Consider the following 23,471-nt stretch of genomic DNA (forward strand, 5'->3'; position numbering starts at 1 on the left):
TCCGCCCCAGCCTCCGACGACCCCGCGCCACCGCTGTGACCTGCGGCGACGGGATCCTTCTTGACGTCGTGGCGTCGGTGACCCAAGATCGTGGACATGCGTCCGCAAAACTCCGACTCCCCGCCCAGCCCGTCCGAGGGGCCGCTGTCGGGCCTGCTGGTCGCCGACTTCAGCCGGGTCCTGGCCGGCCCGTACGCCACGATGCTGCTCGCCGACCTGGGCGCGGAGGTGGTCAAGGTGGAGAGCCCGGCCGGTGACGACACCCGCCACTGGGTGCCCCCGTTGCGCGAGGACCAGGGCACCTACTACCTGGCGATCAACCGCAACAAGCGCTCGATCAGCCTCGACCTGCGTGACCCCGAGGACCAGCAGGTCGCCCAGGAGCTGGCCCGGCGCGCGGACGTGTTCATCCACAACTTCAAGCCCGGCGGGCTCGCGAAGTACGGCCTGTCCTACGAGGACGTGTCCGCGGCCAACCCGGGCTCGGTCTACTGCTCGATCTCCGGGTTCGGCTCCGACGGCGGCGCGCACCTGCCCGGCTACGACCTGCTCGTGCAGGCGGTCTCCGGGCTGATGAGCCTCACCGGCAGCCCCGACGGCCCGCCCTACCGCGCCGGGATCTCGGTCTTCGACGTGATGACCGGGCTGCACTCGGTGATCGGCATCCAGGCCGCGCTGCGCCAGCGCGAGCGGACCGGCCGCGGCCAGCACGTCGAGACCAACCTGCTCTCCACGGCCCTGTCAACCCTGGTCAACCAGACCTCGGCGTACGTCGCAGGTGACGTGGTGCCGGGCCGGATGGGCAACGCCCACCTCAGCCTGTTCCCCTATGAGCCGCTGGCCACCGGCGACGGCGACCTGATCGTGATCGCCGGCAACGACGGGCAGTTCCGCAAGCTGGCCGAGGCGCTCGGGATCGGCGAGGTCGCCGACGACCCCCGCTTCACCTCGGTCGGGCTGCGCAACGAGAACCGCGAGGAGCTGCGCCCGCTGCTGCTCGAGGCGCTGGCGACCCGCTCCGCCGACGAGTGGTTCGCGGTGCTCAGCGACGTCGGCATTCCGTGCGGACCGATCAACGACGTCCGCGGCGGCATCGAGCTCGCCGACCGGCTCGGCCTGGAGCCGGTCGCCATGGCCGGCGACATCCCGACCGTGCGCAACCCGATCCGCTTCAGCGACGCGACCGTGCGCTACGACCTGGCACCGCCGCGCCTGGACGCCGACGGCGACGACGTACGCCGCTGGCTAGCCGAGCCCTCTTCCGACACCTCCCCCAACACGAGCCAGGACGGACCCCGCGCATGAGCACGCCCGACCAGCCCTCCTTCCCCACCTCGCTGGGGACCTCCGACCTGACGTCGATGAGCCTGCTCGGCAAGGACGTCGCCACCGAGCTGATGGGCGAGGTGACCTTCGGCGAGCTGGCGTACTGGCTGCTCACGCTGCAGCGACCCACCCGCCAGCAGGGCCGGCTCTTCGAGGCGGTGCTGCTCGGCCTGGCCGACCACGGCTTCACCCCCACCGCGATCGCGGCCCGGATGACCTACCTCAGCGCGCCCGACGCCATCCAGGGTGCGCTCGCCTCCGGCCTGCTCGGCGGCGGCTCGCGCTACCTGGGCGTCACCGAGGACACCGGCCGCTTCCTGCGCGCCGTCGTCGCCGACCTCGACGAGGTCCCCACCGACGACGCCGGGTGGGACGAGGTCGCGCTGGCAGCGGTGCGCGCCCAGCGCGAGAAGGGCACATTCGTGCCCGGGCTCGGCCACCCCGTGCACAAGCAGGGCGACCCGCGTACGCCGCGGATCATCGAGATCGCGCGGGAGGAGGGCCAGTACGGCACCAACCTGGCGCTCTTCGAGGCGATCGGCCGCGTGCACGAGCAGGTGCTCGGCACGTGGCTGCCGCTCAACGGCGCCGGCGTCAGCGGGGCCGCGCTGGCCGACCTGGGCATCCCGACCGAGCTGCTGCGCGGCACGGTGCTGCTGGCGCGCTGCGCCGGGCTGCTGGGTCACGTCGCGGAGGAGATCCGGCGCCCGATCGCGAACTCGATGTACCTGAGCATCGACCGCAACGCCGTCTACGTCGACCCGTCGGACGGGCAGGCCGGCTGAGTGCGCGCCGGGCTGCTGGACGAGCACGGCGGCGTCCCCCGCGTCGTCGACGACCACCCCGACCCGGCGCGCGGAGTTGCGCCAGAGGGGCTGGCGCTGGTCCGGGTCCGGGCGGTGCCGCTGACGCCGCTGGACGTGCTCTGCGCGAGCGGGACCAGCTACTTCGGCGCGCCGGCGCTGCCTTACGTCCCCGGAGTCCAAGGTGTCGGCGAGGTGGTGGAGGCCGCAGGGCTTCCGGCGGGCACCCGGGTCTGGTTCCCGACCAGTGCCGGGATGACGCCCGGCGACGGGGCGCTCGCCGAGCTCGCGGTCGTGCCGGAGGCCGACCTGGTGCGGCTCGACGCCGAGGCGCCCGACGACACGGTGGTCGCCTCCCTCGGCCTGTCGGCGATGGCGGCGTGGACGGCGCTGCGCGACCGGGGCGGGCTGCGTCCCGGTGAGCGGGTGCTCGTGCTCGGCAGCAGCGGCGTGGTCGGCTCGGTCGCCGTCCGGTCCGCGGTCCTGCGCGGCGCGTCGGCGGTGTTCGCCGCGGCTGTCGAGCCCGGTGCCGCCGATGCCGCGACGGCGTTGGGGGCGCACGGCTTCGTGCCGCTCGGCGGCCTCGACGGCTCCGACCGGGAGGCCGACGTCGCCGCGCTGGCCGAGCGGATGCGTACCGTCGTCGGCGAGGTCGACGTCGTGCTCGACCCGCTGTGCGGGGTGCCCGCGAGCGCGGCCGCGCTGTGTCTTGCGCCGCACGGCCGGCTGGTCAACCTCGGCTCGTCGGCCGGGGCGGACGCGACCTTCTCCAGCGCGCACCTGCGCAGCGGCTCGCGTAGCATCCTCGGCTTCACCAACAACGACCTCACCGCCGAGCGACGCGCGGTCGCGATGGCCGAGATCCTCTGCCACGCCGCCGCCGGGCAGCTCGCCGTCGACCACGAGGTGTTCGGGCTCGACGATCTGCCCGCCGCCTGGGAAGCGCACCGCGCCGGCCGGGTCCGCGGTCGGGCGGTCGTGCGGATCTGCTGAGCGCCGCCGCGGCCCACGGTACGAAAATTGGCACCTCGGGGCGCGGGCGCTGGCACGTCGCGACGAACGGCCCCCGGACCGTGGTGGTCCGGGGCCGTTCGTCACCCGTGGTCTCGAGACGCTCGCTGCGCTCGCTCCTCGACCGGCGCGCCGTGGCTTCGAGGCTCGGCGCTGGCGCGCCTCGCTTCTCGACCGGCGGCGGGGCGGTCGGGGTCAGAGGGTGATGCTGACCTCCGCGACGGAGCCGACCTGGGCGTGGACCTTCTTGTCCACCGGGTCGGCCTTCGGGGCTGCGGGCATATGCCGCCGCCCGCGCCGACGCCTCACGCTGAGCCGAGGTCAGGGGCGCAGGCGTGGCCGTTCGAGGGACGGCCGCCTCGGCCCGGCGTGCAGCCATGGCGCGGTCAGTCGTCCCGCCCCGCGCTGGGGAAAGCGTCGCGGTAGCCACGCCAGGAGCCCGCCGGGGTGGTCACCGACTCCGCCGCCAGCACTCCACGGACCATGGCGCGGGTCACCACCTCCCCCGCGCCGTGGAGCAGGGCGTGGAAGCCGGCGACGTCCGGCACGCCTCGCGCACCGGTCGACAGGCCGAAGAGCGCGTCGCCGTCGAACATCGTGTGGATCGGGTTGACCGCGCGCGCCATGCCGTCGTGACCGCTCGTCGCCAGCCGCGAGCACTGCGCTGGGGTCAGCCTTGCGTCGGTCGCGACCACCCCGATCGTCGTCGCGAGCGAGCGCGGGACGCGGCTGGTCGCGTTGGACTCCTCCGCCGCCCGCCGCGCCGCCTCCAGCTCGGCCGGATCGGGCCGGGCGGGCAGCCCCCCCTCCGGCCATCCTGGTATGCCGCGCACGTCCGCCTCGACCAGGTGGCGGGCGCCCCACAGCTCGCCCGTGCCGAGGTCGACGGCGGACCCGACAGCGTTGACCACGACGAGCGCCGCGAGCGTGGTGCCGTCGGGCAGCACGGCGCTCGCCGTGCCGACCCCGCCGCGCAGCCCGCCGACCTGCGTGCCGGTGCCGGCACCCACGTTGCCCAGCCCCGCGACGCCACCGCTCTCGGCGTCGGCCAGGGCCCGCGCGCCGAAGGAGGCGTCCGGGAAGGAGCCGAAGTCGCCGCCCCGCCCGAGGTCGAAGCAGACCGCCGCGGGCACGATCGGCACCACCTCGCCCGGCTCACCCATCGGGAAGCCGCGACCTTCGGCATACAACCGCCGCATGACACCGTCGGCGGTCGCCAGACCGAAGGCGGACCCGCCCGACAGGACCACCGCGTGCACCCGCTCGACCAGGTTGCGCGGGTCGAGCAGGTCGGTCTCGCGGGTGCCGGGCGCCCCGCCGCGCACGTCCGCCCCGGCGACCGCGCCCTCGGGCGGGCAGAGCACGACCGTGGTGCCGGTGAGGGAGCCGTCGCCGACGCGCTGGTGGTGCCCCACCCCCAACCCGCCGACGTCGAGGAGAGAGTTGGTGGGTCCGGCGGCGGGGTGCATACCCCTCAGCCTGCCAGCGCGGTGAGGATTTCCTCCACCTTGTCTTTGGCGTCGCCGAAGATCATCTGCGTGTTGTCGCGGAAGAAGAGCGGGTTCTGCACCCCGGCGTAGCCCGTCGCCATCGACCGCTTGAAGACGACCACGTCGCGGGCGTTCCACACCTCGAGGACGGGCATCCCCGCGATCGGGCTGCCCGGCTGCTCGATCGCGGCCGGGTTGACGGTGTCGTTGGCGCCGATGACCAGGACGACGTCGGTCGAGGCGAGGTCGTCGTTGATCTCGTCCATGCCGAGCACGATGTCGTAAGGCACCCGCGCCTCGGCGAGCAGGACGTTCATGTGCCCGGGCAGGCGCCCGGCGACCGGATGTATGCCGAAGCGCACGTCCACGCCGAGGTCGGCGAGCCGCTCGACCAGCCGGGCGACCGGGTGCTGCGCGTGGGCGACGGCCATGCCGTAGCCGGGCGTGATGACGACCGACCGGGCCTGCCGCAGCAGCTCGGCGACACCCTCCGCGCCCACCTCCCGGTGGGTGCCCTCCTCCTCGCCGTCGCCCGCCGGCCCGACCGGATCGGCGCCGAAGCCGCCCGCGATGACCGAGACGAAGGAGCGGTTCATGGCCTTGCACATGATGTAGGACAGGATCGCGCCCGAGCTGCCGACCAGCGCCCCGGTGATGATGAGCAGGTCGTTGCCGAGCATGAAGCCCGCCGCGGCCGCCGCCCAGCCGCTGTAGGAGTTGAGCATCGAGATGACGACCGGCATGTCCCCGCCACCGATGGAGGCGACGAGGTGCGCGCCGAGCAGCAGCGCCAGGGCGGTGAGCAGGAGCAGCGGCAGCAGGCTCGAGGCCACGACGAACCACACCGACACCGCCAGGCTCGCCAGCACGACGAGCAGGTTGAGCAGGTGGCGCCGCGGCAGCATGAGCGGGGAGCTCTTCATCCGGGCCGAGAGCTTGGCCCAGGCCACGACCGACCCGGTGAAGGTGACCGCGCCGATGAAGACCCCGGCCGCGATCTCGATGCGCTGGCTGACGCCGGCGGCACCGGCATACCCCTCGCCGAGGAAGGTGTTGACGCCCACGAGCACCGCCGCGACGCCCACGAAGCTGTGCAGGATCGCGACGAGCTCGGGCATACCGGTCATCTCGACGCGACGCGCCCGCCAGATGCCGATGACCGCTCCCAGCGACATCGCCACCGCGATGAGCAGGAGGGTGGTGAGCGCCCCGCGCTGCGCGGTGCTCACGGCGAGCGCCACCGTCGCGACCAGCGCGAGCGTCATGCCGGTGATACCGAGCAGGTTGCCGCGGCGCGCCGACTCGTGCCGCGACAGCCCGGCGAGGGCGCCGAGGAAGAGCAGCGCGGCGACGAGGTAGGCAGCGTCGACCGCCGAGGTGAGCGTCACGACTCCGCCCTCCGGAACATCCCGAGCATCCGGTGCGTGACGGTGAAGCCGCCGAAGATGTTGATCGAGGCTACGGTGATGCCCACGAGCGACAACGCCGTCACCCAGGTGTTGGTGCTGCCGACCTGCAGGATCGCGCCGACGCAGATGATGCCGCTGATCGCGTTGGTCACGGACATGAGCGGCGTGTGCAGCGCGTGGGTGACGTGCGAGATGACGTAGTAGCCCGCGATCACGGCGAGCGCGAAGACGGTGAGGTGCATGCGCAGCTCGTCCGGCGCGAAGGCGGCGCCGAGGGCCGCCAGCACCGCGAGGGCGAGGAGCACCGCTCGCCGACGGCGCGAGTCCGGTGGGCGCGCCTCGGTATGCCCGTGCGCCGGGTCGACCTCGGGCGTCACCGCCGCGGCGGGCGTCGGGGCGGCGCTCACCGAGACCTGCGGCGGCGGCCAGAGGACCTCGCCGTCGTGGGCCACGGTCATCGCGCGCAGCACCTGGTCGTCCAGATCGAGCACGAGCGGGGGGCCGCCGGCGCTGTCGTCCTCCGGCTCCCCCGAGAGCAGTCCGACGAGGTTGACCATGTTGGTGCCGTAGAGCTGGCTGGCCTGGGCCGGCATCCTCCCCGCGAGGTCGGTCCAGCCCAGCAGCGCGACCCCGGAGTCGGTGACGACCCGCTCGTCGGCCCGGGTGCCCTCGACGTTGCCGCCGTCGGCCGCCGCGAGGTCGACGACGACCGACCCGGGGCGCATCGCGGCGACGGTCCCGGCGTCGATGAGGCGCGGGGCTGGGCGGCCCGGGATGAGCGCGGTGGTGATGACGATGTCGGCGGTGATGGCCTCCTGGGCGTAGAGCTCGGAGGTGGCGCGCTCGGCGTCCTCGGTGAGCTCGCCGGCATACCCGTCGCTGCGGCCGCTGCTGGTGTCGACGTCGAGCCGGACGAAGGTCGCACCCATCGACTCGACCTGCTCGGCGACCTCGGGGCGCACGTCGAAGGCACGCACCTGGGCCCCGAGCGACTGCGCCGCACCGATCGCGGCCAGCCCGGCGACCCCGGCGCCGACGACGAAGACGGTGGCCGGCGGCGTGGTGCCGGCCGCGGTGACCTGGCCGGCGAGCATGCCGCCGTAGTCGTGCGCCGCCTCGATGACCGCGCGGTAGCCGGAGAGATTGGCCATCGAGCTGAGCACGTCGAGGCTCTGCGCGCGGGAGATGCGGGGCACGGCGTCCATGGCGAGGGCCGTCACGCCCTGGTCGGCGAGCGCCCGGAGGAGGTCGGGCGAGCGGGCGGGGGCCAGGAGCGAGGCGATCGTGATGCCGGGCGGCAGGGCCGCGACCTCGGCCGGGGTCGGCGGGTCCACGGCGGCCAGCAGGTCGAGGTCGGCCTCGCGCAGCCCGCCCGGGTCGACGAGGGTGGCGCCCGCGTCGCGGTAGGCCACGTCGGGGTAGGACGCCCGCTCCCCCGCGCCCTTCTCGACCAGCACCGTGTGCCCGCGCTTGCGCAACGTGGCCACCGTGCTGGGCGTGGCGGCGACGATCGCCTGGGTCTCCCGCGACTGCCGCGGTATGCCGATCAGCACCGGTGCTCCCCTCTCGTCCTCGAGCCTCGAAGCGAGACCGACCCTAGCCCGGCATACCGACACCGGCGCAGCCGACCCCGCCCCACCCCAAAGTGCGGTCAGCTTCCGGCATCCTCCATCACGCTAGAGGGCGATGGAGGTTGCAACTTGGTGACCGCACCCCCTGGTCAGTCGCGCGAGGCGCCGCGCGCGAGGTCCTGCGCGGTGCGACCGGCCAGGGCGGCGTGCAGGTCGGGGATCGCGGCGAGCAACGACCGGGTGTATGCGTGCTGCGGCTCGGCGAAGAGCTGCTCGGTCTCCCCCACCTCGACGACCTGCCCGTCCTGCATCACCGCGACCCGGTCGCACACATGGCGCACCACGGACAGGTCGTGGCTGACGAAGACGAGGGTGAGGTCGAGCCCGTCGACCACCTCGTCGACGAGGTTGAGCACCTGGGCCCGGACCGACACGTCCAGCGCCGACACCGGTTCGTCGGCGACGAGGATGTCCGGGTCGGGCGCGAGCGCGCGAGCCACCGAGATCCGCTGGCGCTGCCCTCCGGAGAACTGGTGCGGGTAGCGGTCGGCGGCGTCCGGGTCGAGGCCCACCCGCTCCAGCAGCTCGCGCACCCGCGCCCCGTGGTCGCCGCCAAGGCCCTGCGCCACCAGCGGCTCGGCGACGATGTCGCGCACCCGCATCCGCGGGTCGAGGCTGCTCATGGGGTCCTGGAAGACGAGCTGCAGCTTCTCCCGCAGCCACCCGAGGCGCCGCGCCGGCTGGTCGCCGACCGGGCGCCCCTCGACCAGCACCTCTCCCGACGTCGGCCGGTCCAGCCCGCAGATCAGCCGCAGCAGCGTCGACTTGCCCGACCCGGACTCGCCGACGATCCCGAAGCGCTCGCCCTGCCCGATGGTCAGGGTGACGTCGCGCACCGCGCGGACGACCGGGGGCGCCTCGCGCAGCGACGTGCGGGGGCGGCGGAAGTCACGGCACACCCCGCGGAGCTCGACGGCGGGGGTCTCGGAGTCAGCCACGGCTCCCCTCCTTCTCGGCGGTGGTCTCGCCCGCCGGGTGGTGGCAAGCGAAGCCGTGCGCGAGCTCCCCCGCGGGGTGCTCGCCGCGCGCCGTCCACGGTGGCAACGCCTCGCAACGGTCGGTGGCGTGGTCGCACCGGCTGCGGAAGACGCACCCGTCGGGGAAGCGGCCGGCGGGGGGCACCGTGCCGGGGATCGTCGGCAGCGCGGCCCGGGCTCGGCGACCCTCCCCGCCGGCGAGGTCGGAGGCGCCGATGAGGCCCTGCGTATACCGGTGGCGCGGGTCGGAGAAGACCTCACCGACGGGGCCTGCCTCGACGATGCGCCCGCCGTACATCACGAGCACCCGCTCGCACACCGTCGCGACGACGGCGAGGTCATGGGTGATGAAGAGCATCGCGGCGTCCCGCTGCTCGACACCGCGCACCACGAGGTCGAGCACGGTGGCCTGGACGGTCACGTCGAGGGCGGTGGTCGGCTCGTCGCAGATGAGCAGGGCGGGGTCGTTGGCGAGCGCGATCGCGAGCACGACCCGCTGCCGTTGGCCACCGGAGAGCTCGTGCGGGTAGGACCGGGCCAGGTGCGCCGCGTCGGGCAGCCCCACCTGGTCGAGCAGCTCGACGACCCGTCGTCGCGCCCCGGCCTTGTCGCGGGTGCCGTGGATCCGCATCACCTCGGCGACCTGGGCACCGACCCGCATGGTCGGGTTGAGCGCCGTCATCGGCTCCTGGAAGACCATCGACATCGCGTCACCGCGCAGCCGCGCCATCTCGCGCTCGCCGACGTCGAGCAGGTTGCGCGCGGCGGGGGTCCGCCCGGACAGCCGCACGTCACCGCTCGCCCGCAGCCCCTCGCCGAGCAGCCCCATGATCGCGAGCGCGGTGAGCGACTTGCCCGACCCGGACTCCCCGATGAGCCCGACCCGCTCGCCCCGGTCGATGGAGAAGGAGACGTCGTGCAGCAACGGGGTATGCCGGGTCCCCACGTCGAGCCCCTCCACCGCCAGCACCGTGCGCTCGCCGCTGGCCTCTTGCGCCGCCTCGGTGCTCACGGCAACCCCGGCCACGGTTCACCCAGCTCCAAGAAGTCCGCGAGCCACCTGCGGATCTCGCGCAGGACGTCATCCTCGACGTCACCCACGATGCCCTGCAGCCGCTGCCGCGAGAGGGTCCGGACCTGCTCGGTCATGGCGAAGCCGGACACCACACCAGCCTCCACCGCGACATGGTTCTCCCACCCCCGGTCGACGCGGGTGACGGGAACCACCATGGCGAGCTCATCGACCACGTCCAGGTAGCCGCGGCCGCTCACCACGACCACCGGGCGACGCCCACCCTGCTCCCCACCGCTCACCGGATCGAGCCAGGCCCAGCAGATGTCCCCCGGCGACGGTGGCCCAGCGCCCTCACCCATCGGTGACCGAGTCAGCGAGCTCGGCACGCTCCCAACCCGAGGTCTCCCGCGACCAGGAGTCCCGGTCCGCCGGGCTGGTCGCCGCGATCTGTGCCTTGAGCCGGGCGAAGCGCCCCTCTCGTTCCCCTCGGCGTGCGAGCGCGTCCAGGTACTGTCCCAGTGTCAGATCGGCCCGGCCCGCCTGCGCCTTGAGTTGGTCCCGTGTCGCAGACGCCACCTTGATGGTCGTGAGCCCAGTCATACCTGGAGTATGACTCTGGACAGCGGCCGCGGCAACCGCCTGCCTGCTGACCAGGCCGAGATCGCGGAGTGCCGCTGTGCTCGACGTCGCCCAGCGTCACAGAGCGAGGTGCACCCGCAAGGCGTCCTCGAGGTCGACCATGAGCGGTGTCGGCACCCGACCGACGGCCGCCCCGACCCGTCGCACGTCCACCGAGCGGACCTGCTCCGCCTGGGCCTTGGAGTCGACACGCAGGGAGGTCTCGTCGGCGGGCAGGAGCACCTGAAAGGGGTAGATGCGTTCGACGGCGCTCGTCACGGGCACCACCGTCACGACCCCACGCCCGAGGCGCGCTGCTGTGGTGTTGGCACGGTCGTTGCTGACGAGCACCGCCGGCCGACGCTTGTCGGCCTCGCTGCCTCTCGTCGGATCGAGGTCGACGAGGCGGATCTCACCTCGGAGCATCGGCAAGTCCGTCACCGACAACCGACTCCCAGCGACCGCCGTCGCCCTTCGCCCACTCGTCCCACGCCTGGGCGTAGTCGTTCTCGATCTCGGCGTCGGGCAGCCGTCGGATGGCAGCCTGGACGGCTGCCGAGCGGGAGGCCAGGCCGGCCTGGCGGGCATACCTGTCCAGGGCCCCGAGGTCCTCGGCGCTCAGGCTGATACTCACCTTCATACCCCTATGCTACTCGCGCCCTACCGACGGTGCTACCCCTGGAGCGGCCACGCCACGAGCAGCATCGGCATCGACACGAGCAGCACCATGACCGCGCCGAAGATGGCGAAGAGTGCGATCTGGGGGAAGGTCATGGCTCAGGCGCGGAGCGAGGCGTCGTCGAGCGGCAGACCCACGACTCCTGCGACGCGGTCGAGGTCGACGTCGTGGGCGAGCAGCGAAGCCCCGTGTCGCCACCCGACGGCAGCGATGAGACAGTTCAGCAGCCCTCGTGGCGTGACCCCCGACTCCCGACAGCGCCGGTAGATCCGCGCCGCCGCGTCGAAGTCGGCGACCGGCTCGACAGGCAGCAACGTGACGCTGAGGAGGAGCCGGCGCAGGTCGTCCTCGCGGTCCGCGGTCCGGGCCCTGGCCAGCACCTCCATCATGACCGGCTCGGTGACGGCGAGCGATGATCCGGAGGCGATCAGCTCGGCCATCCGCTCATCGACGGGACTTCCTGTTGCCCGGTCGTACTCGACCCAGGCCGAGGTGTCCGCCAGGATCACGCGACGCCTTGCGGCGGGAGGTCGTCCGGGACCTCCTCGATGGCGCGAGCCCCGCGCATGGCGAGCGCCTCCTGCCTCGACATCGGCTGCCCGGCCAGGTGCCGCAGCGCCAGGTCGACAGCGTCGGTCTTCGTTCTCACCCCGTAGCGGTCCATGATCGTCTCGACGTAGGAGTTGTCGATCTCGATATTGGTCCTCACCCTGCTCATGCACGCATGATACACGATGCGTGTATTGTTGGTGTATAGCCCTCAGGGTGTACGGAGGACGCGGACGGGGTCTCGGGTGGCGGCGTAGAGGGCGGGGGGTATGGCGGCGGTGGTCGCGGCGATGAGGGCGAGGGTGGCGGTGGCGGTGGTGAAGTCGGCCGGGGGGATGGTGTCGGGGCCGAGGCGTGCGGCCAGGGCCAGGCCTGCTGCCACCCCGAGGGCGGCGCCGAGTATGGCGGGGGCGAGGGTGCGGCCGATGACCAGGGTGATGATCGTGGCCCGGGTAGCGCCCAGGGCGCGGCGGCGGCCGAGGTCCTTGCGGCGGACGAGGACGTCGGCCAGGACGACGATCGCCACGAGCAGGGCACCGCCGCCGAGCACCCCGAGGAGCAGGGTCGCACCGAACGCGGCAAGGTCGCCGGTGACCTGGGCCTGCAGGTCGGCCAGAGAGACAGGGGAGGTGATGGTTACCGCATCCGGGGTGGGCGGGTCGACCAGGCCCAGGACACTGGCCTGGGTGGCCTGCGCGGCGGATGCGTCGGTCAGCACCACCTGCACCGCGTCCACCGGTTGGTCGGCCGGCGCGACGTACAGCACCCCAGCGGCGTAGTCACCGAACGGGTCCCTGGGGGTGAACGTCCCGACCACCGACCAGTCGTCGACCTGGGTGGTCGAGGCCAACGCGACCCACCCGGCCGGGTCGGCCATCCCGAGCTGTGTCATCGCGGTGTCGGTGACGATCGCCTCGCCCGGGCCGGGCCAACGCCCTGCCTGCAGGTTGGCGACCGCGGCGAGGTCACCGTGCACCCCCCACGCGGGCACCCGGGTCCCGCCCTGCCCGATGACCCCGTTGACGACATCGACCGGGATCAGGGTCCCCACCCCACGCTCGACCGTCGACAGGGTGCTCGCCTGGTCCACCACCGTCGGCGGCAACAGACCGTCACCGCGGGCATCGGCAACGGCGAGGACCCGCGACCCGGCCTCGTCCAACCGGTCCGTCAGCTGTTGCTCCGCGGCGGCGGTCCGGCCCACCGTCGCGATCGTGGCCGCGCACATCACCGCGACCAGTAACCCGACCAGCGCCGAGGGCACCTTGGACGCCCACGCCGTCGCGACCGCCTCCCGCACCACCAGCACCCACCTCACAACGCCAGCACCTCATCCGCGTGGTCCAGCACGAACGGGTCGTGCGTGGCGATCACCACCGTCCGCCCCTCGGAAGTCCCCCTGTCGGGGCCCGAGCCTGCCCCGTTATCAGCGTTCCCTGCGGCCTGGTCGCGTCCGCCAGCGGCTGCGGACAATGCGGCCAGCACCCCGGCGGCGTTGTCCCGGTCCAGGTTGCCCGTCGGCTCATCAGCCAGCACGACCACCGGGTCGGTCACCAGAGCACGGCACACCGCGACCCGTTGCGCCTGCCCACCGCTGATCTCCCCCGGCCGGTGACCCGCCCGCGCCGAGACCCCCATCTGCGCCAGCAACCCCGACCCGCGGGCCCGGGCATCGCGCAGCCGCCACCCGGCATACAACGCAGGCTCGATGACCGAGTCCAGCACGGTCCGGGTCGGGTCCAACGCCGCGTCCTGGAACACGAACCCGATCCGGTGCGCCCGCACCCGCGCCCGCACCGCATCCGGCGCGGCAGAGACCGCCTCACCCTCCACCAGCACCCGCCCGCTGGTCGGGGTCAACATCAACCCCAGCACGTACAACAACGTCGACTTGCCCCGCCCCGAAGGACCCGTCACCGCCGTCACCACCCCCGGGGTGAACACATGGGACACCCCTCCAAACAGCTCTTCAGCACCCCTCGCGTAGGAGAACGACACCCCCTTTAGGGCCAGCACGGCTCACCCTCCCCCGGTCTCATCGCCACCATCCCCCGGCACCTGCGCTGGGTCCCCGGCCACCAGCACCCGCAGCCCCTCCACGAGCCCCTCACCTTCGACGACCGCGATCCCCTGCCCAGAGCCGGCCACCACCACGTCCACCTGCCCGTCCTCGGTCACCACGAACGCGCTGCCATCCGCGTGGGTCCGCACCGCTGCCGCCGGGACACTCAACCCCTCCACCCGCGGCACCACCACCACCTCCGAGCGCACCGTCACCTGCTCATCCCCCGGCAGGAGCCCACACTCCTCTCCGCACACCGACCCACCGCCCGGCGCGGTCAGCTCAAACACCGTCGACCCTGACTCGTCCACGCTCGACCCCGCGATCACCCCAGTCCACTCCTGGTCTTCGAAACTCATCTCCACGGTCGCCTCCGCCGGGATCAACCGGGCCTGCTCCGCGGTCACCACCAGCACGAAGTCTCGCTCCCCCGTCGGCGCCAGCACCGCGTCCTCACCACCCGACACCTGACCCCCCACCCTGATTGCCTCACCGACCGTGACCGTGGCCGGCAGCTGCGGCACCGCCACCAGCTCCCCCAAGGAAACTGACCCCGACCCCGGCAACCCCTGCTCCTCCTGCCACACCTCCACCGCATCCTCAGTCACCTGACCGAAGTCACCATCGGCCTCAGCGTCCAGGTACCCCCCAGCGACTAGCAGCTCCTGCAACGCGACCACGTCCTCACCGCGCGCACCCCGAGACAGCTCCCGCCAGAACGGTTCCTCCGCCTGTACCACCCGAACCGGTGTCCGCCCCACCACGTACACCACACCACCGGTCTCCACCCGGCCCGGCGACGTCGAGGTCACCACCCCCGACAACCCGTTCACCGCCACCACCCCCACCGGCTGCCGCACCGTGGTCGACAACGGCAACGACCGCCCCACCGACCCCTGGACCACCTCACCCCACACCACCTCACCCGCCGGCGAGCTCGACTCGCCCACCGACGTGTCCGGCAACGTCGCCCGCGACGCCCACCACCCCGCCGCCCCAACCCCGATCACCAGCAGCACGACCAGCAGCGCGACGCCCGACTTGCGCGAGGTCCTCCCCGCACTCCTCACCATCCGCCGATCCTTCCACAGATAGCACGAGCCTCCTGGGTTCTTGCCAACGGGCTCCTCCTGTGGGCACCGCTCCTCCACATCGGCCCGTTTAACGTCACTGACCGTGACCTGTTCATAGATGTCGGCTCCCGCGACCCAGGCTCCTGTAGACACTTACCGATCAGCCGAAGTGCCTCCTCGTCAACCCCTTTGCCTTTGGCTCGACTCCGTCGGTGCTCACCGTAGACGAGAGATCGACCACCCTGCACCCCAGCAACCAGTGCCGGGATGACCACCGGCAACACCATGCTGAGACGACCACCCAACGAACACTGATCTGCTACACACAGACAGGTCTTTTCTCGCGAGGCCATGAGGGCGCCGTAGACACGTCACACATTTGAGCTACTCTTGCGCGTTGATGTCCGGCTCAGGGCACGATTCGGTCATGATTGACCCTTCGCCGGTTGAAGGCAAGAACGGGGACCAGGGGGACCGTCCTTCACGATAATCTGCCAGGAACACGCCGAAACTCACCGGCTCGGACGGCGAGAATCCCTCCGAAACCAGGCATTCATAGGCCTTGACATTCTCGTCAAACAACCATCGGATCTCTTCATCGGTCAGGGGAGCAGCCGCAGCCCCGTAGTCCACCTCTTGATCGCACGACTCATTAGCCTGCTCGTAGGCCTGCCGTTGTTCGCCCACCTCCACCGTCAGCGTGCCATCGGCGTTTTGCTGAGACGGGAATCCTCGGTCTTCCAAGCACTGTCGACGCTGCTCCAGCGCCTCCCGGGCCGCGGTCCCTCGCAATTGTCGAGACTCTTCGACGCTCAGGGTCGACAGGTCGGTGGCCTGCGACGCATCAGTGCTTCGCTCCTGATCGACGGTCCCCGGACTACTGCATCCCCAGAGGACCGCGAGGGCTAGCGCAATGGCAGAGAGTCGCCTGACGCGAGCCCCCACTGCGATCCGCAGTCTGCCGGACGCCGGGTTCAGGGCGAACCGTCGCCGCAGAAGGCATACGTGCCCGGTGCGCCAGCAGTCAGTTTTCGCAAGAATCGCATACATATATCTGCCCTCAAAGATGCAGGGAGCCTCTTCGCCCCCAAGCTATGATTCGACCGTACCCCCCCCCGATCGGGTTAGCAACATCCAGGCCGGGCTCTTGACCAAACCTCTACTCCAGGAACTCTTCACCTCTTCTCCAGCTTCGGGTCCAGCCAGTCCCGCAGTCCGTCGCCGAAGAGGTTGAAGCCGAGCACCGACAGCGCGATCGCCGCGCCGGGGATGAGCGCCAGGTGCGGCGCCGTGCGCAACGTGGTCTGCGCCTCGTAGAGCATCCGCCCCCAGCTCGCCTGGCCGGTCGGCGTGCCCAGGCCGAGGTAGGCCAGCGCCGCCTCGGCGAGGATCGCGATGGCGAAGGAGACCGACGCCTGCACGATGACGAGCCCCGCCACGTTGGGTATGACGTGGCGCACCGCCATCCCCAGCGGCGAGCGTCCCGCGGCCCGGGCGGCGACGACGTACTCCGTCCTCATCACCCCGAGCGCGCCGGAGCGGGTGATGCGCGCGAAGGCCGGGATCGTCGCGATCCCGATGGCGATCATCGCCACCCTGGTCGAGCCGCCGTAGAGCGCGGCGAACATGATCGCCAGCAGCAGTGCGGGGAAGGCCAGCAGCACGTCGTTGCCGCGCATGACCAGCTGACCCAGCCAGCCCGGCGACATCGCGGCCAGGATCCCGAGCGGCACCCCGACGAGCGCCGCGACGCCGACGGCGACGAAGCCGACATACAGGGTCGTGCGTGCCCCGACGAGGATCTGGGTGAAGACGTCGCGGCGGTAGCGGTCGGTGCCGAGCCAGTGCTCGGCGTTGGGCGTCTGGTAGGCCTCGACCGGGAGGACCCGCATCGGCTGGTAGGGCGTCCAGACGTAGGAGACCAGCGACAGCACGACGACGGCGACGACGATGCCGCCGCCGATGAGGAGCGAGGCGTTGAGGCGGCGCCCGGAGTCGTCTCCGGCGGCGGCCTGCGTCTCGGCCCCCTGCGCGGCCGCGCCCTGGATGTCGCTCACGTCGCCCCCGTCCGCAGCCTCGGGTCGATGACGAGATAGAGCGCATCGACGAGAAAGGTGATGAGCAGGGTGGCGACGACGAGCACCATGACCACCGTCTGCACGGTGAGCAGCTCGCGCTGGGCGACGGAGTCCAGCAGCAGCGAGCCCAGGCCGGGGATGTCGAAGACGCGCTCGATCACGACCGCCCCGACGAGCAGGGTCGCGAGCTGCAGCCCGAGCACCGTCACCACCGGGATGGCGGCGTTGCGCAGCCCGTGCCGCCACAACGCCTTCACCGGGCGCAGCCCCTTCGCACGGGCCGTGCGCAGGTAGTCCTCGCGCAGCACGTCGAGGACGGCCGAGCGGACATACCGCGCGAGCACGGCGGCCTGCACCCCGGCGAGGGAGATGGATGGCAGCGCGATGGCGCGCAGGAAGCCGGCCGGGTCCTCCGCCGGGACGACCCAGCCCCCGCTCGGCACCCAGCGCAGCCGGACCGCGAAGACCGAGATGAGGACGATGCCGGCGAGGAAGGCGGGGATCGCGATGCCGACCTGCGACAGGGCCGACATGAGCAGCCCGTCCACGTGCCGGTGCCGGACCGCCATCCAGATCCCGACCGGGACCGCGACGAGGACGGCCAGCAGCATGGCGGCGAGGACGAGGAGCAGCGTCACCTGGATCCGGTCGGCGATCTGCGGGCCGATGGCCGCCTTGGAGATGAACTCGATGCCCGGGTCGAGGGTGAGCATGCCGCGCATCCAGTCGAGGTACTGCACCACGAGGGGCCGGTCCAGCCCGAACTGCTCGCGCAGCCGGGCCACCGCCTCGTCCGAGGCGTTGATGCCGAGCGCCACCCGCGCCGGGTCACCCGGCAGCACCCGCATGAAGGCGAAGACCAGCACCGAGGCCGCCAGCACGCTCGCCAGGAAGATCAGCGCGCGGTGCAGCAGACGCAGGACCATGGCGTCACTCTAGGCCGGTGCGCCGGACCAGCCCCACGTTCTGGACAGAGGTTTCTGGGGAACGGGCCTCACAATCCTCTGTCCAGAAGGTCAGGTCAGTAGTTGTAGTACTAGTTGCTCCGCCCCTCAACGGCGGTCTTGGTCATCACGAGCCCGGAGATCTTCACGTCGCTCGTCTCGAACGTCCGCAATCCCTCTTGCAACTCGCGCCGCCTCGTGTCGACCGACACCACCATCAGCACGCTCCCCACCATCTCGCTGAGCACCAAGGAGTCCGTGACCGGAAGCACCGGCGGGGTGTCGATCAGCACGAAGTCGAAGTCGCGCTGCATCCGTCGCATCAGCTCTCGCATCCCCGACGAGCCGAGCAGCTCGCTGGGGTTGGGCGGGATCTCACCGCCGGCGAGCACCGACAGCTCGGACTGCTGCCACGGCTGGATCACGTCGTCAGGCTCGGCGTCGCCCACGAGCACGGTGGTCAGCCCCACGGCGTCCTCGAGCCCCAGCGCCTGGGCGATCCTCGGCCGCCGAAGGTCGGCGTCGAGGATGAGCACAGCGCCCCGCCAGCGGCGAGCGACTCCAAAAATATCGCACCGACATGCGACCGACGACCCTTCAACAGCACTCTCAAGGTCATTCAACGACATACGCCCGACACCCCCGGCGAGGGTCCTGCTGGCCTTCCCCCGGCACCCCTGCCGCGCGTCGGCTGCCAGACTGGGCCGCGTGGGTGTCCGCATCACCGCCCGACGAGCCGTCGCCGGGGCGATCCTGCTCCTCCTCCTCGCGGCAGCGGCATGGAGTGCGCTCGCCTGGCGCATCGTCGCGCACCCCACGATCGACGCACCGTCCGAGGTCGACGCGGTCTACGTCCTCGGCCCGGTCGAGACCCGCATCGACGAGGCCCTCGCGGTCATGGACTCCGGCGTCGCACCGCTCCTGCTCGCCACCACCTCGGTCAACCAGGAGACCGGCGACACCTACGCCACAGACCACTGCGGCCTCGTCACCGACACCTACACCGTCGAGTGCCTCACCCCCGACCCCTACACCACCCAGGGCGAGGCCAGCCTGCTCGCCCGTGAGGCGCAGACCGGCGGCTGGGACCGCGTAGCCGTCCTCACCAGCACCCCGCATGCCGCCCGCGCCCGGCTGCTCATGGAGCGTTGCGTCGATGCCGAGGTCCTCGTCTGGGACTACCCGCAGGAGAGGTCGACCCGCAGCTGGATCCGCGCCGCGATCTACCAGACCGGCGGCTGGGCGAAGGCGCAGGTGCAGCGTGACTGCTGACCGGAGCGCACGGCATACCTCGCGCACCGCCGACCGCCCCACCCGCGTGGTGTGGATGGACGTCGCCCGCGCCCTGTGCATCGTCCTCGTCGTCGGCTACCACGCCGGCCACGGCGCCGCCGAGGAGCTGCTCCCGCCAGACCTCACGGGTGCCGCGAGCGCGTGGATGGTCGCCAACGAGCTGCTCATCCCCCTGCGGATGCCGCTGTTCTTCGTCATCTCCGGCCTGCTCGCCGGGGGCGCGGTCGCCCGCGCGTGGTCGCGCGTCGTCCGGCCGCGCATCCTCGACTACCTCTGGCCCTACGCGCTGTGGAGCACGGTCTTCGCCGCGACCGCGTGGGTGCGCTACCGCCCCGGGGACCCGTGGGGCTACCTCGGTGACCAGCTCACCCGGTCACTCATGCTGGGCTCGCCGTACTGGTTCATCGGCGTCCTCCCCATCTTCTTCGTGCTCGTCCGGCTCGGCCGCAGCCACCCGCGACTCCTGCTCGCGCTGACGTTCGTCCTGTATGCCCTCGCACCCCTCACGAACGACGTCCTGCGCGAGATCGCCCCGGCCGGTCTCGCCTACGGCGTCTTCCAACTCATGGACCTCGCCTTCTGGTACGTCCTGGGCTACGTCCTCGCCGCGCCCATCCGCCGGTTCGGCGACACCGTCACCCTTTCCGTGGGCCTGGCGCTCACGGTGGGGTATGCCGTGGCCGCGGCGGCGTACTGGTGGCTCCAGGACGTCCCCGCGGCCGGGCGCCTCGCCGAGCTCGTCGCCTCTGTCGTCGGGATCCTCGCCGTCGTCGCCCTCTTCGCACGCGCGTCGTCGCTGCCGGCTGTCGCGGCCTTTGGATCGGCCGTGGGGCGCCGCACCCTGGCGATCTATCTCGTGCACCCGCTCGTCATCAACGCAATCGTCGTCGGTATGAGGGCGCTCTACACCAGCGGTGCCGTCACCGGCTCACTGGCGCTGGATCTGGCGCTGGCGCCGGCGGTTACGGTCGTGGCGGTCGTCGCCGGCGTCGGCCTGGACGTGCTGCTGCGCCGCCACGGCCCACGCTGGGCGCTCGCCGCTCCCGGGGGTGGACCCGTCGACCCCGCTAGCTCCCGCCCACGAGCAGCTGGTGGCCGGGCCCGATCCTGATCGGCCCGCTCACGTCGTCTGACGGATCGACCACGCCACCCCGCTGCCGAATTTTCACCTGCCCCTCGTCCGCGAGCTCGCAGGCCACCTCCCGCACCAGCGGCATCAGCTCACGCCAGTCCTCGCCCCCGACCACCCGGGCCGCGTCGCTGGGGCAGATGGTGCTCCCGTCGCGGTGCCGCAGCAGCGCCCGGATCGTCGAGGAGACGCGTTCGCGCTGCGCTGACTCCTCTGGCTCCTCCCACCACGGCTGGCCACGCTCCCCCAGCGCCACCTTGGCATCCTGCACCCGCGGCCGCGCCTTCCCCTCAGCCCCAGATTCTGGACAGAGGTTTTTGGGGAACGGGCCCCACAATCCTCTGTCCAGAAAGTCAGGTCAGCCGCGGGCGAGGTCGGAGAGGTCGAAGGACTCCTTGATCGCGTTGGTGGGCAGGCCGGTGATGTCCGGGTCGGCCACCATGAGGTTGGGCAGCAGGAAGAGGAAGTCGGCGGCGGCCTCCTCGCTGATGAGGGCGGCGGCCTCCTGGAGCTTCGCGGTCTGCTCCTCCTCGGTGCCGGTGTCGGCCTCCTCGAAGAGCGTCTGGATCTCCTCGGTGCCGTAGGTCGTGTAGTAGTCGGGGTTGCCGAAGACGTTGGCCATGTCGCGCGGCTCGACGTGCGCCACGATCGACATGTCGAAGTCCCGGTTGGTGAAGACCGTCTCTAGCCACGCCGCGGGGAACTCCAGCTCGTCGATCGTCACCTCGAGCCCGGCGTCCTCGAGCATGGACTCCACGACGGTGCCGCAGGAGACGGCATACGGCAGCGAGGGGATGCGCAGCCGCAGCTCCTGACCCTCGGCCCCGGCCTCGCCGATGAGCCGCTGCGCCTCCTCCAGGTCGAAGGGGTAGTCGCCGGTGCGGTCCTCGAACCACGGGTCGGTCACCGGGGCCATCGAGCCGATGAGCTCACCGCGCCCGGCCCAGCAGGTGTCGATGAGCATCTGGTGGTCGATCGCGTGGCGGACCGCCTTGCGCAGGTCGGCGTCGGCCAGCGGCTGGCCCTCGTTCTGGTTCATCGACAGCACGACCTCGCCGTTGGTCGTGCCCTCGATGATCTGGAAATCGCCCCCCTCGAACTCCGCCAGCGACTCCGGCGCCTGCACCGTCGACACCACGTCGATCGCGTCGGTGAGCATGGCGTTGTTGAGTGCGTTGGCGTCGTCGAAGTAGCGCATCTCCACGGTCGCGAAGTAGGGCGCCTCGCCGTGGTAGTCCGGGTTGCGCTCCAGGGTGATCTGCGACCCACGGTCCCAGGTGCCGAAGGTGTAGGGCCCGGTGCCGAGCGCCTGCTCCGCGAGGTTGTCGACCCCCTCGGTGTCGAACATCGCGCCGACGCGGGTGGTCAACGCATACAAGAAGGAGTTGGACGGGCGGGCGAGGGTGACCTCCAGCGTCGTGTCGTCCACCGCCTCGACCGACTCGACCACGTCGAGCTGCGACTTCAGGCTGATGGTCCAGTCGTCGGAGGAGACCCGCTCGACGGAGAAGGCGGCGTCCTCTGCGGTGAACTCGGAGCCGTCGGAGAAGGTGACGCCCTCCTTGAGGGTAAAGGTGTATGTCGTGCCCTCCTCGTCGACCTCCCAGCGCTCGGCGAGGGCGCTGACGATCTCGCCGGTCTCGACATCGACGGTCACGAGCGTCTCGTAGACGTTGTCGAGCAGCAGCTGCGGGATGGCGGCGCCGTCGGTCGTGGTGAAGTCCAGGCTCGCCGGCTCGGCGACCAGGCCGATGCGCACGGTCTCGTCCGAGCCGCCCGGCGCGGGGGCGGCGGCCGTCTCCCCGCCCGTGTCGGAGCCGGAGTCGCCCGAGCCGGAGTCGTCGCCGCTCGGGTCGGACGTGCTGGTGCCAGAGCCCGCGTTGCACGCGGTCAGCAGAGCGGTCGCGGCGAGCGCGGCGACGAGGGAGCGAGTCTTCGTTGACGACCTCATGCAGGCATCTTCGTCCATCGGTGCGCGCCCGCGCCAATCCCGCTGCCCTAAGGTCGACTCGTGAGCACCGCAGCACACCCTTCCTCCCGACCGGTCGCGCTCGTCGCCCCGGACAAGTTCCGCGGGTCCCTGACCGCGCCCGACGTCGTCGCCGCGGCGCGCGCCGGGGCCGAGGCGGTCGGCTGGGACGTCATCGGTATGCCGCTCGCCGACGGGGGCGAGGGCATGCTCGACGCCTTCGGCGGAGCCAACCGGGAGTCGTCGGTGACCGGGCCGGGAGGGACGCCGGTGACGGCGGCCTGGCGGCTCGGGGACGACGGCCTCGCGGTCATCGAGTCGGCCGCAGCGAGCGGGCTGCTCCTGGCAGGCGGCAAGGAGGGCAACGACCCGGTGGCGGCCACGAGCGCGGGCACCGGCGAACTGGTGGCCGAGGCGGTCCGGGCGGGCGCCCGGCGGATCGTCGTGGGCCTCGGCGGGTCGGCGATGAGCGACGGCGGCCGCGGCGCGGTCGTGGCAGTCCTCACCGGGCTCGAGGGGCGGCGGCCGGTCGACCACGGCGTCGAGCTCCTCGCGGCCTGCGACGTGCAGACCCCGTTCGTCGACGCCGCGCGCGTCTTCGGCCCGCAGAAGGGCGCTCGCGGAGACCAGGTCGTCGAGCTCACCGGCCGCCTCTTCGAGATCCAGGGGGAGTATGTCGAGCGCTTCGGGATCGACGTGTCGCAGCACCCGGGTGCCGGAGCCGCCGGTGGCCTGGGCGGCGGGATCCTCGCGCTCGGCGGCGCGCTCGTGCCGGGGCTGCAGCTCGTGGCCGACCAGGTCGGGCTGGCCGACGCGGTCGCGCGGGCCGACGCCGTCGTGACCGGCGAGGGCGCGCTGGACGCCGAGTCCTTCAACGGCAAGGTCGTGGGCGGGGTGGTGGACGCGGCCGAGCCCTACGGCATACCCGTCGTGGTCGTCACCGGCACGGTGCGCCCGGACGCGCCTCAGGCGCGCCTCACCCGGCTCCACGTCGTCGACCTCTCCGAGACCTTCGGGGAGAGCGCCTCCTGGGAGCAGACCGCCGACTGCGTCACCCGCGCCGTCTCCGACCAGCTGGCCTCCCTCTGACCGACTGGCCGCGCGAGATGCCGTGACCGGCCGCGCGGTATGCCGTGACTGGCCGCGCGGTATGCCGTGACCGACCGCGCGACATGCCGTGACTGGCCGCGCGAGTTGCCGTGACCGACCGCGCGAGTTGCCGTGACCGACCGCGCGCATGGCAGACCTGCGCCGCCCTGGGATGACCGCATGTTGCTGACCACTGAGGCCGTGCTGCGGATCCGCGACATGATCCTGTCGCGCGAGATCGGCCCCGGCGACCGGCTCACACAGTGAAGGGCGCTCTCCGAGCGGCTGGGGCTCTCCCGGAGCTCCCTGCGCGAGGCGGCCAAGGC

Annotated in this window: 27 protein-coding genes; 7 read left to right on the top strand and 20 right to left on the bottom strand. The window is 72.0% G+C overall.

Going from position 1 to position 23,471, the window contains the following annotated elements:
* Positions 1–96 precede the first annotated feature (96 nt).
* From AC5PYY_RS02090 to AC5PYY_RS02100, 3 genes are read left to right on the top strand one after another with little or no spacing between them, the layout of a single operon-like run.
* Positions 97–1,305 (top strand): CaiB/BaiF CoA transferase family protein, encoded by a 1,209-nt coding sequence (locus AC5PYY_RS02090; RefSeq protein WP_493898163.1) that lies wholly within the window; start codon positions 97–99, stop codon positions 1,303–1,305.
* A complete protein-coding gene (locus AC5PYY_RS02095; protein WP_493898164.1) occupies positions 1,302–2,111 on the top strand; it encodes a citryl-CoA lyase in 810 nt (269 codons plus the stop codon). Before AC5PYY_RS02090 ends, AC5PYY_RS02095 begins: the two co-directional genes overlap by 4 nt.
* On the top strand, positions 2,112–3,122 hold the full coding sequence (locus tag AC5PYY_RS02100; RefSeq protein WP_493898165.1) for a quinone oxidoreductase family protein: 1,011 nt from the start codon (positions 2,112–2,114) through the stop codon (positions 3,120–3,122).
* Positions 3,123–3,526: 404 nt separating this feature from the next.
* Here the strand turns inward: AC5PYY_RS02100 and AC5PYY_RS02105 are convergent, their stop codons facing one another.
* The 18 genes from AC5PYY_RS02105 to AC5PYY_RS02190 all read right to left on the bottom strand — a co-directional run bounded on the left by AC5PYY_RS02105 (position 3,527) and on the right by AC5PYY_RS02190 (position 18,201).
* Entirely contained in the window at positions 3,527–4,609 is a 1,083-nt protein-coding gene (locus AC5PYY_RS02105; RefSeq protein ID WP_493898166.1) for a P1 family peptidase, read from the bottom strand.
* Between the two features lie 5 nt (positions 4,610–4,614).
* On the bottom strand, positions 4,615–6,018 hold the full coding sequence (gene pntB, locus AC5PYY_RS02110) for a Re/Si-specific NAD(P)(+) transhydrogenase subunit beta (protein ID WP_493898167.1): 1,404 nt from the start codon (positions 6,016–6,018) through the stop codon (positions 4,615–4,617).
* Entirely contained in the window at positions 6,015–7,592 is a 1,578-nt protein-coding gene (locus tag AC5PYY_RS02115; RefSeq protein WP_493898168.1) for a Re/Si-specific NAD(P)(+) transhydrogenase subunit alpha, read from the bottom strand. Before AC5PYY_RS02115 ends, pntB begins: the two co-directional genes overlap by 4 nt.
* Before the next feature lie 167 nt (positions 7,593–7,759).
* On the bottom strand, positions 7,760–8,608 hold the full coding sequence (locus tag AC5PYY_RS02120; RefSeq protein WP_493898169.1) for an ATP-binding cassette domain-containing protein: 849 nt from the start codon (positions 8,606–8,608) through the stop codon (positions 7,760–7,762).
* Positions 8,601–9,674: an ABC transporter ATP-binding protein gene (locus AC5PYY_RS02125; RefSeq protein WP_493898170.1), complete on the bottom strand. Its 1,074-nt coding sequence runs from the start codon at positions 9,672–9,674 to the stop codon at positions 8,601–8,603. Before AC5PYY_RS02125 ends, AC5PYY_RS02120 begins: the two co-directional genes overlap by 8 nt.
* Positions 9,656–10,021, bottom strand: coding sequence for a type II toxin-antitoxin system PemK/MazF family toxin (locus AC5PYY_RS02130; RefSeq protein ID WP_022926030.1), 366 nt, complete (start codon positions 10,019–10,021; stop codon positions 9,656–9,658). Before AC5PYY_RS02130 ends, AC5PYY_RS02125 begins: the two co-directional genes overlap by 19 nt.
* Positions 10,014–10,262 (bottom strand): hypothetical protein, encoded by a 249-nt coding sequence (locus tag AC5PYY_RS02135; protein WP_022926031.1) that lies wholly within the window; start codon positions 10,260–10,262, stop codon positions 10,014–10,016. Before AC5PYY_RS02135 ends, AC5PYY_RS02130 begins: the two co-directional genes overlap by 8 nt.
* A gap of 96 nt (positions 10,263–10,358) precedes the next feature.
* Positions 10,359–10,706: a type II toxin-antitoxin system PemK/MazF family toxin gene (locus tag AC5PYY_RS02140; RefSeq protein ID WP_022926032.1), complete on the bottom strand. Its 348-nt coding sequence runs from the start codon at positions 10,704–10,706 to the stop codon at positions 10,359–10,361.
* A complete protein-coding gene (locus AC5PYY_RS02145) occupies positions 10,693–10,920 on the bottom strand; it encodes a ribbon-helix-helix domain-containing protein (protein WP_022926033.1) in 228 nt (75 codons plus the stop codon). Before AC5PYY_RS02145 ends, AC5PYY_RS02140 begins: the two co-directional genes overlap by 14 nt.
* A 137-nt stretch (positions 10,921–11,057) precedes the next feature.
* On the bottom strand, positions 11,058–11,468 hold the full coding sequence (vapC, locus tag AC5PYY_RS02150; protein ID WP_022926035.1) for a type II toxin-antitoxin system VapC family toxin: 411 nt from the start codon (positions 11,466–11,468) through the stop codon (positions 11,058–11,060).
* Complete coding sequence (locus AC5PYY_RS02155; protein WP_022926036.1) at positions 11,465–11,677, bottom strand: type II toxin-antitoxin system VapB family antitoxin; 213 nt, start codon at positions 11,675–11,677, stop codon at positions 11,465–11,467. The genes vapC and AC5PYY_RS02155 overlap by 4 nt, the downstream gene beginning before the upstream one ends.
* A gap of 42 nt (positions 11,678–11,719) precedes the next feature.
* Positions 11,720–12,826, bottom strand: a complete 1,107-nt coding sequence (locus AC5PYY_RS02160; protein WP_022926037.1) for an FtsX-like permease family protein — start codon at positions 12,824–12,826, stop codon at positions 11,720–11,722.
* Complete coding sequence (locus tag AC5PYY_RS02165; RefSeq protein WP_022926038.1) at positions 12,823–13,524, bottom strand: ABC transporter ATP-binding protein; 702 nt, start codon at positions 13,522–13,524, stop codon at positions 12,823–12,825. Before AC5PYY_RS02165 ends, AC5PYY_RS02160 begins: the two co-directional genes overlap by 4 nt.
* Before the next feature lie 3 nt (positions 13,525–13,527).
* Positions 13,528–14,643 (bottom strand): peptidoglycan-binding protein, encoded by a 1,116-nt coding sequence (locus tag AC5PYY_RS02170; RefSeq protein ID WP_493898171.1) that lies wholly within the window; start codon positions 14,641–14,643, stop codon positions 13,528–13,530.
* A gap of 384 nt (positions 14,644–15,027) precedes the next feature.
* Positions 15,028–15,693, bottom strand: coding sequence for a hypothetical protein (locus tag AC5PYY_RS02175; RefSeq protein WP_493898172.1), 666 nt, complete (start codon positions 15,691–15,693; stop codon positions 15,028–15,030).
* A 125-nt stretch (positions 15,694–15,818) separates the two neighbouring features.
* Positions 15,819–16,700 (bottom strand): ABC transporter permease, encoded by an 882-nt coding sequence (locus tag AC5PYY_RS02180; protein ID WP_493898173.1) that lies wholly within the window; start codon positions 16,698–16,700, stop codon positions 15,819–15,821.
* The gene (locus tag AC5PYY_RS02185) at positions 16,697–17,647 is read right to left on the bottom strand and encodes an ABC transporter permease (protein WP_493898174.1); all 951 of its coding nucleotides are present in this window, start codon (positions 17,645–17,647) and stop codon (positions 16,697–16,699) included. Before AC5PYY_RS02185 ends, AC5PYY_RS02180 begins: the two co-directional genes overlap by 4 nt.
* Before the next feature lie 110 nt (positions 17,648–17,757).
* Positions 17,758–18,201 (bottom strand): CpsD/CapB family tyrosine-protein kinase, encoded by a 444-nt coding sequence (locus AC5PYY_RS02190; RefSeq protein ID WP_493898175.1) that lies wholly within the window; start codon positions 18,199–18,201, stop codon positions 17,758–17,760.
* 172 nt (positions 18,202–18,373) lie between these two features.
* Here AC5PYY_RS02190 and AC5PYY_RS02195 point away from each other — a divergent pair, with 172 nt between their 5' ends.
* Complete coding sequence (locus AC5PYY_RS02195) at positions 18,374–18,937, top strand: hypothetical protein (protein ID WP_493898176.1); 564 nt, start codon at positions 18,374–18,376, stop codon at positions 18,935–18,937.
* On the top strand, positions 18,927–20,069 hold the full coding sequence (locus tag AC5PYY_RS02200) for an acyltransferase family protein (RefSeq protein ID WP_493898177.1): 1,143 nt from the start codon (positions 18,927–18,929) through the stop codon (positions 20,067–20,069). Before AC5PYY_RS02195 ends, AC5PYY_RS02200 begins: the two co-directional genes overlap by 11 nt.
* On the opposite strand, the gene AC5PYY_RS02205 is transcribed toward AC5PYY_RS02200, so the two are convergent.
* Together AC5PYY_RS02205 and AC5PYY_RS02210 are read right to left on the bottom strand one after the other, a co-directional pair.
* Positions 20,026–20,358, bottom strand: a complete 333-nt coding sequence (locus AC5PYY_RS02205; RefSeq protein WP_493898178.1) for a DUF3253 domain-containing protein — start codon at positions 20,356–20,358, stop codon at positions 20,026–20,028. The two genes, AC5PYY_RS02200 and AC5PYY_RS02205, sit on opposite strands and share 44 nt — an antisense overlap.
* 87 nt (positions 20,359–20,445) lie before the next feature.
* Positions 20,446–22,038, bottom strand: a complete 1,593-nt coding sequence (locus AC5PYY_RS02210; protein WP_493898179.1) for an ABC transporter substrate-binding protein — start codon at positions 22,036–22,038, stop codon at positions 20,446–20,448.
* 60 nt (positions 22,039–22,098) lie between these two features.
* On the opposite strand from AC5PYY_RS02210, the gene AC5PYY_RS02215 reads away from it, so the two are divergent.
* Positions 22,099–23,145, top strand: a complete 1,047-nt coding sequence (locus AC5PYY_RS02215) for a glycerate kinase (RefSeq protein WP_493898180.1) — start codon at positions 22,099–22,101, stop codon at positions 23,143–23,145.
* 132 nt (positions 23,146–23,277) lie between these two features.
* Positions 23,278–23,412 (top strand): hypothetical protein, encoded by a 135-nt coding sequence (locus AC5PYY_RS02220; protein ID WP_493898181.1) that lies wholly within the window; start codon positions 23,278–23,280, stop codon positions 23,410–23,412.
* Positions 23,413–23,471 lie beyond the last annotated feature (59 nt).

This window comes from Serinicoccus sp. JS2-9 (assembly GCF_059025165.1).

Bases quoted from the DNA above. Each gene is read 5' to 3' on its own strand.
- AC5PYY_RS02090 (WP_493898163.1), top strand. From the start codon at position 97: ATGCGTCCGCAAAACTCCGACTCCCCGCCCAGCCCGTCCGAGGGGCCG.
- AC5PYY_RS02095 (WP_493898164.1), top strand. From the start codon at position 1,302: ATGAGCACGCCCGACCAGCCCTCCTTCCCCACCTCGCTGGGGACCTCC.
- AC5PYY_RS02105 (WP_493898166.1), bottom strand. From the start codon at position 4,609: ATGCACCCCGCCGCCGGACCCACCAACTCTCTCCTCGACGTCGGCGGG.
- AC5PYY_RS02130 (WP_022926030.1), bottom strand. From the start codon at position 10,021: ATGGGTGAGGGCGCTGGGCCACCGTCGCCGGGGGACATCTGCTGGGCC.
- AC5PYY_RS02135 (WP_022926031.1), bottom strand. From the start codon at position 10,262: ATGACTGGGCTCACGACCATCAAGGTGGCGTCTGCGACACGGGACCAA.
- AC5PYY_RS02140 (WP_022926032.1), bottom strand. From the start codon at position 10,706: ATGCTCCGAGGTGAGATCCGCCTCGTCGACCTCGATCCGACGAGAGGC.
- AC5PYY_RS02145 (WP_022926033.1), bottom strand. From the start codon at position 10,920: ATGAAGGTGAGTATCAGCCTGAGCGCCGAGGACCTCGGGGCCCTGGAC.
- AC5PYY_RS02155 (WP_022926036.1), bottom strand. From the start codon at position 11,677: ATGAGCAGGGTGAGGACCAATATCGAGATCGACAACTCCTACGTCGAG.
- AC5PYY_RS02170 (WP_493898171.1), bottom strand. From the start codon at position 14,643: ATGGTGAGGAGTGCGGGGAGGACCTCGCGCAAGTCGGGCGTCGCGCTG.
- AC5PYY_RS02175 (WP_493898172.1), bottom strand. From the start codon at position 15,693: ATGTATGCGATTCTTGCGAAAACTGACTGCTGGCGCACCGGGCACGTA.
- AC5PYY_RS02185 (WP_493898174.1), bottom strand. From the start codon at position 17,647: ATGGTCCTGCGTCTGCTGCACCGCGCGCTGATCTTCCTGGCGAGCGTG.
- AC5PYY_RS02210 (WP_493898179.1), bottom strand. From the start codon at position 22,038: ATGAGGTCGTCAACGAAGACTCGCTCCCTCGTCGCCGCGCTCGCCGCG.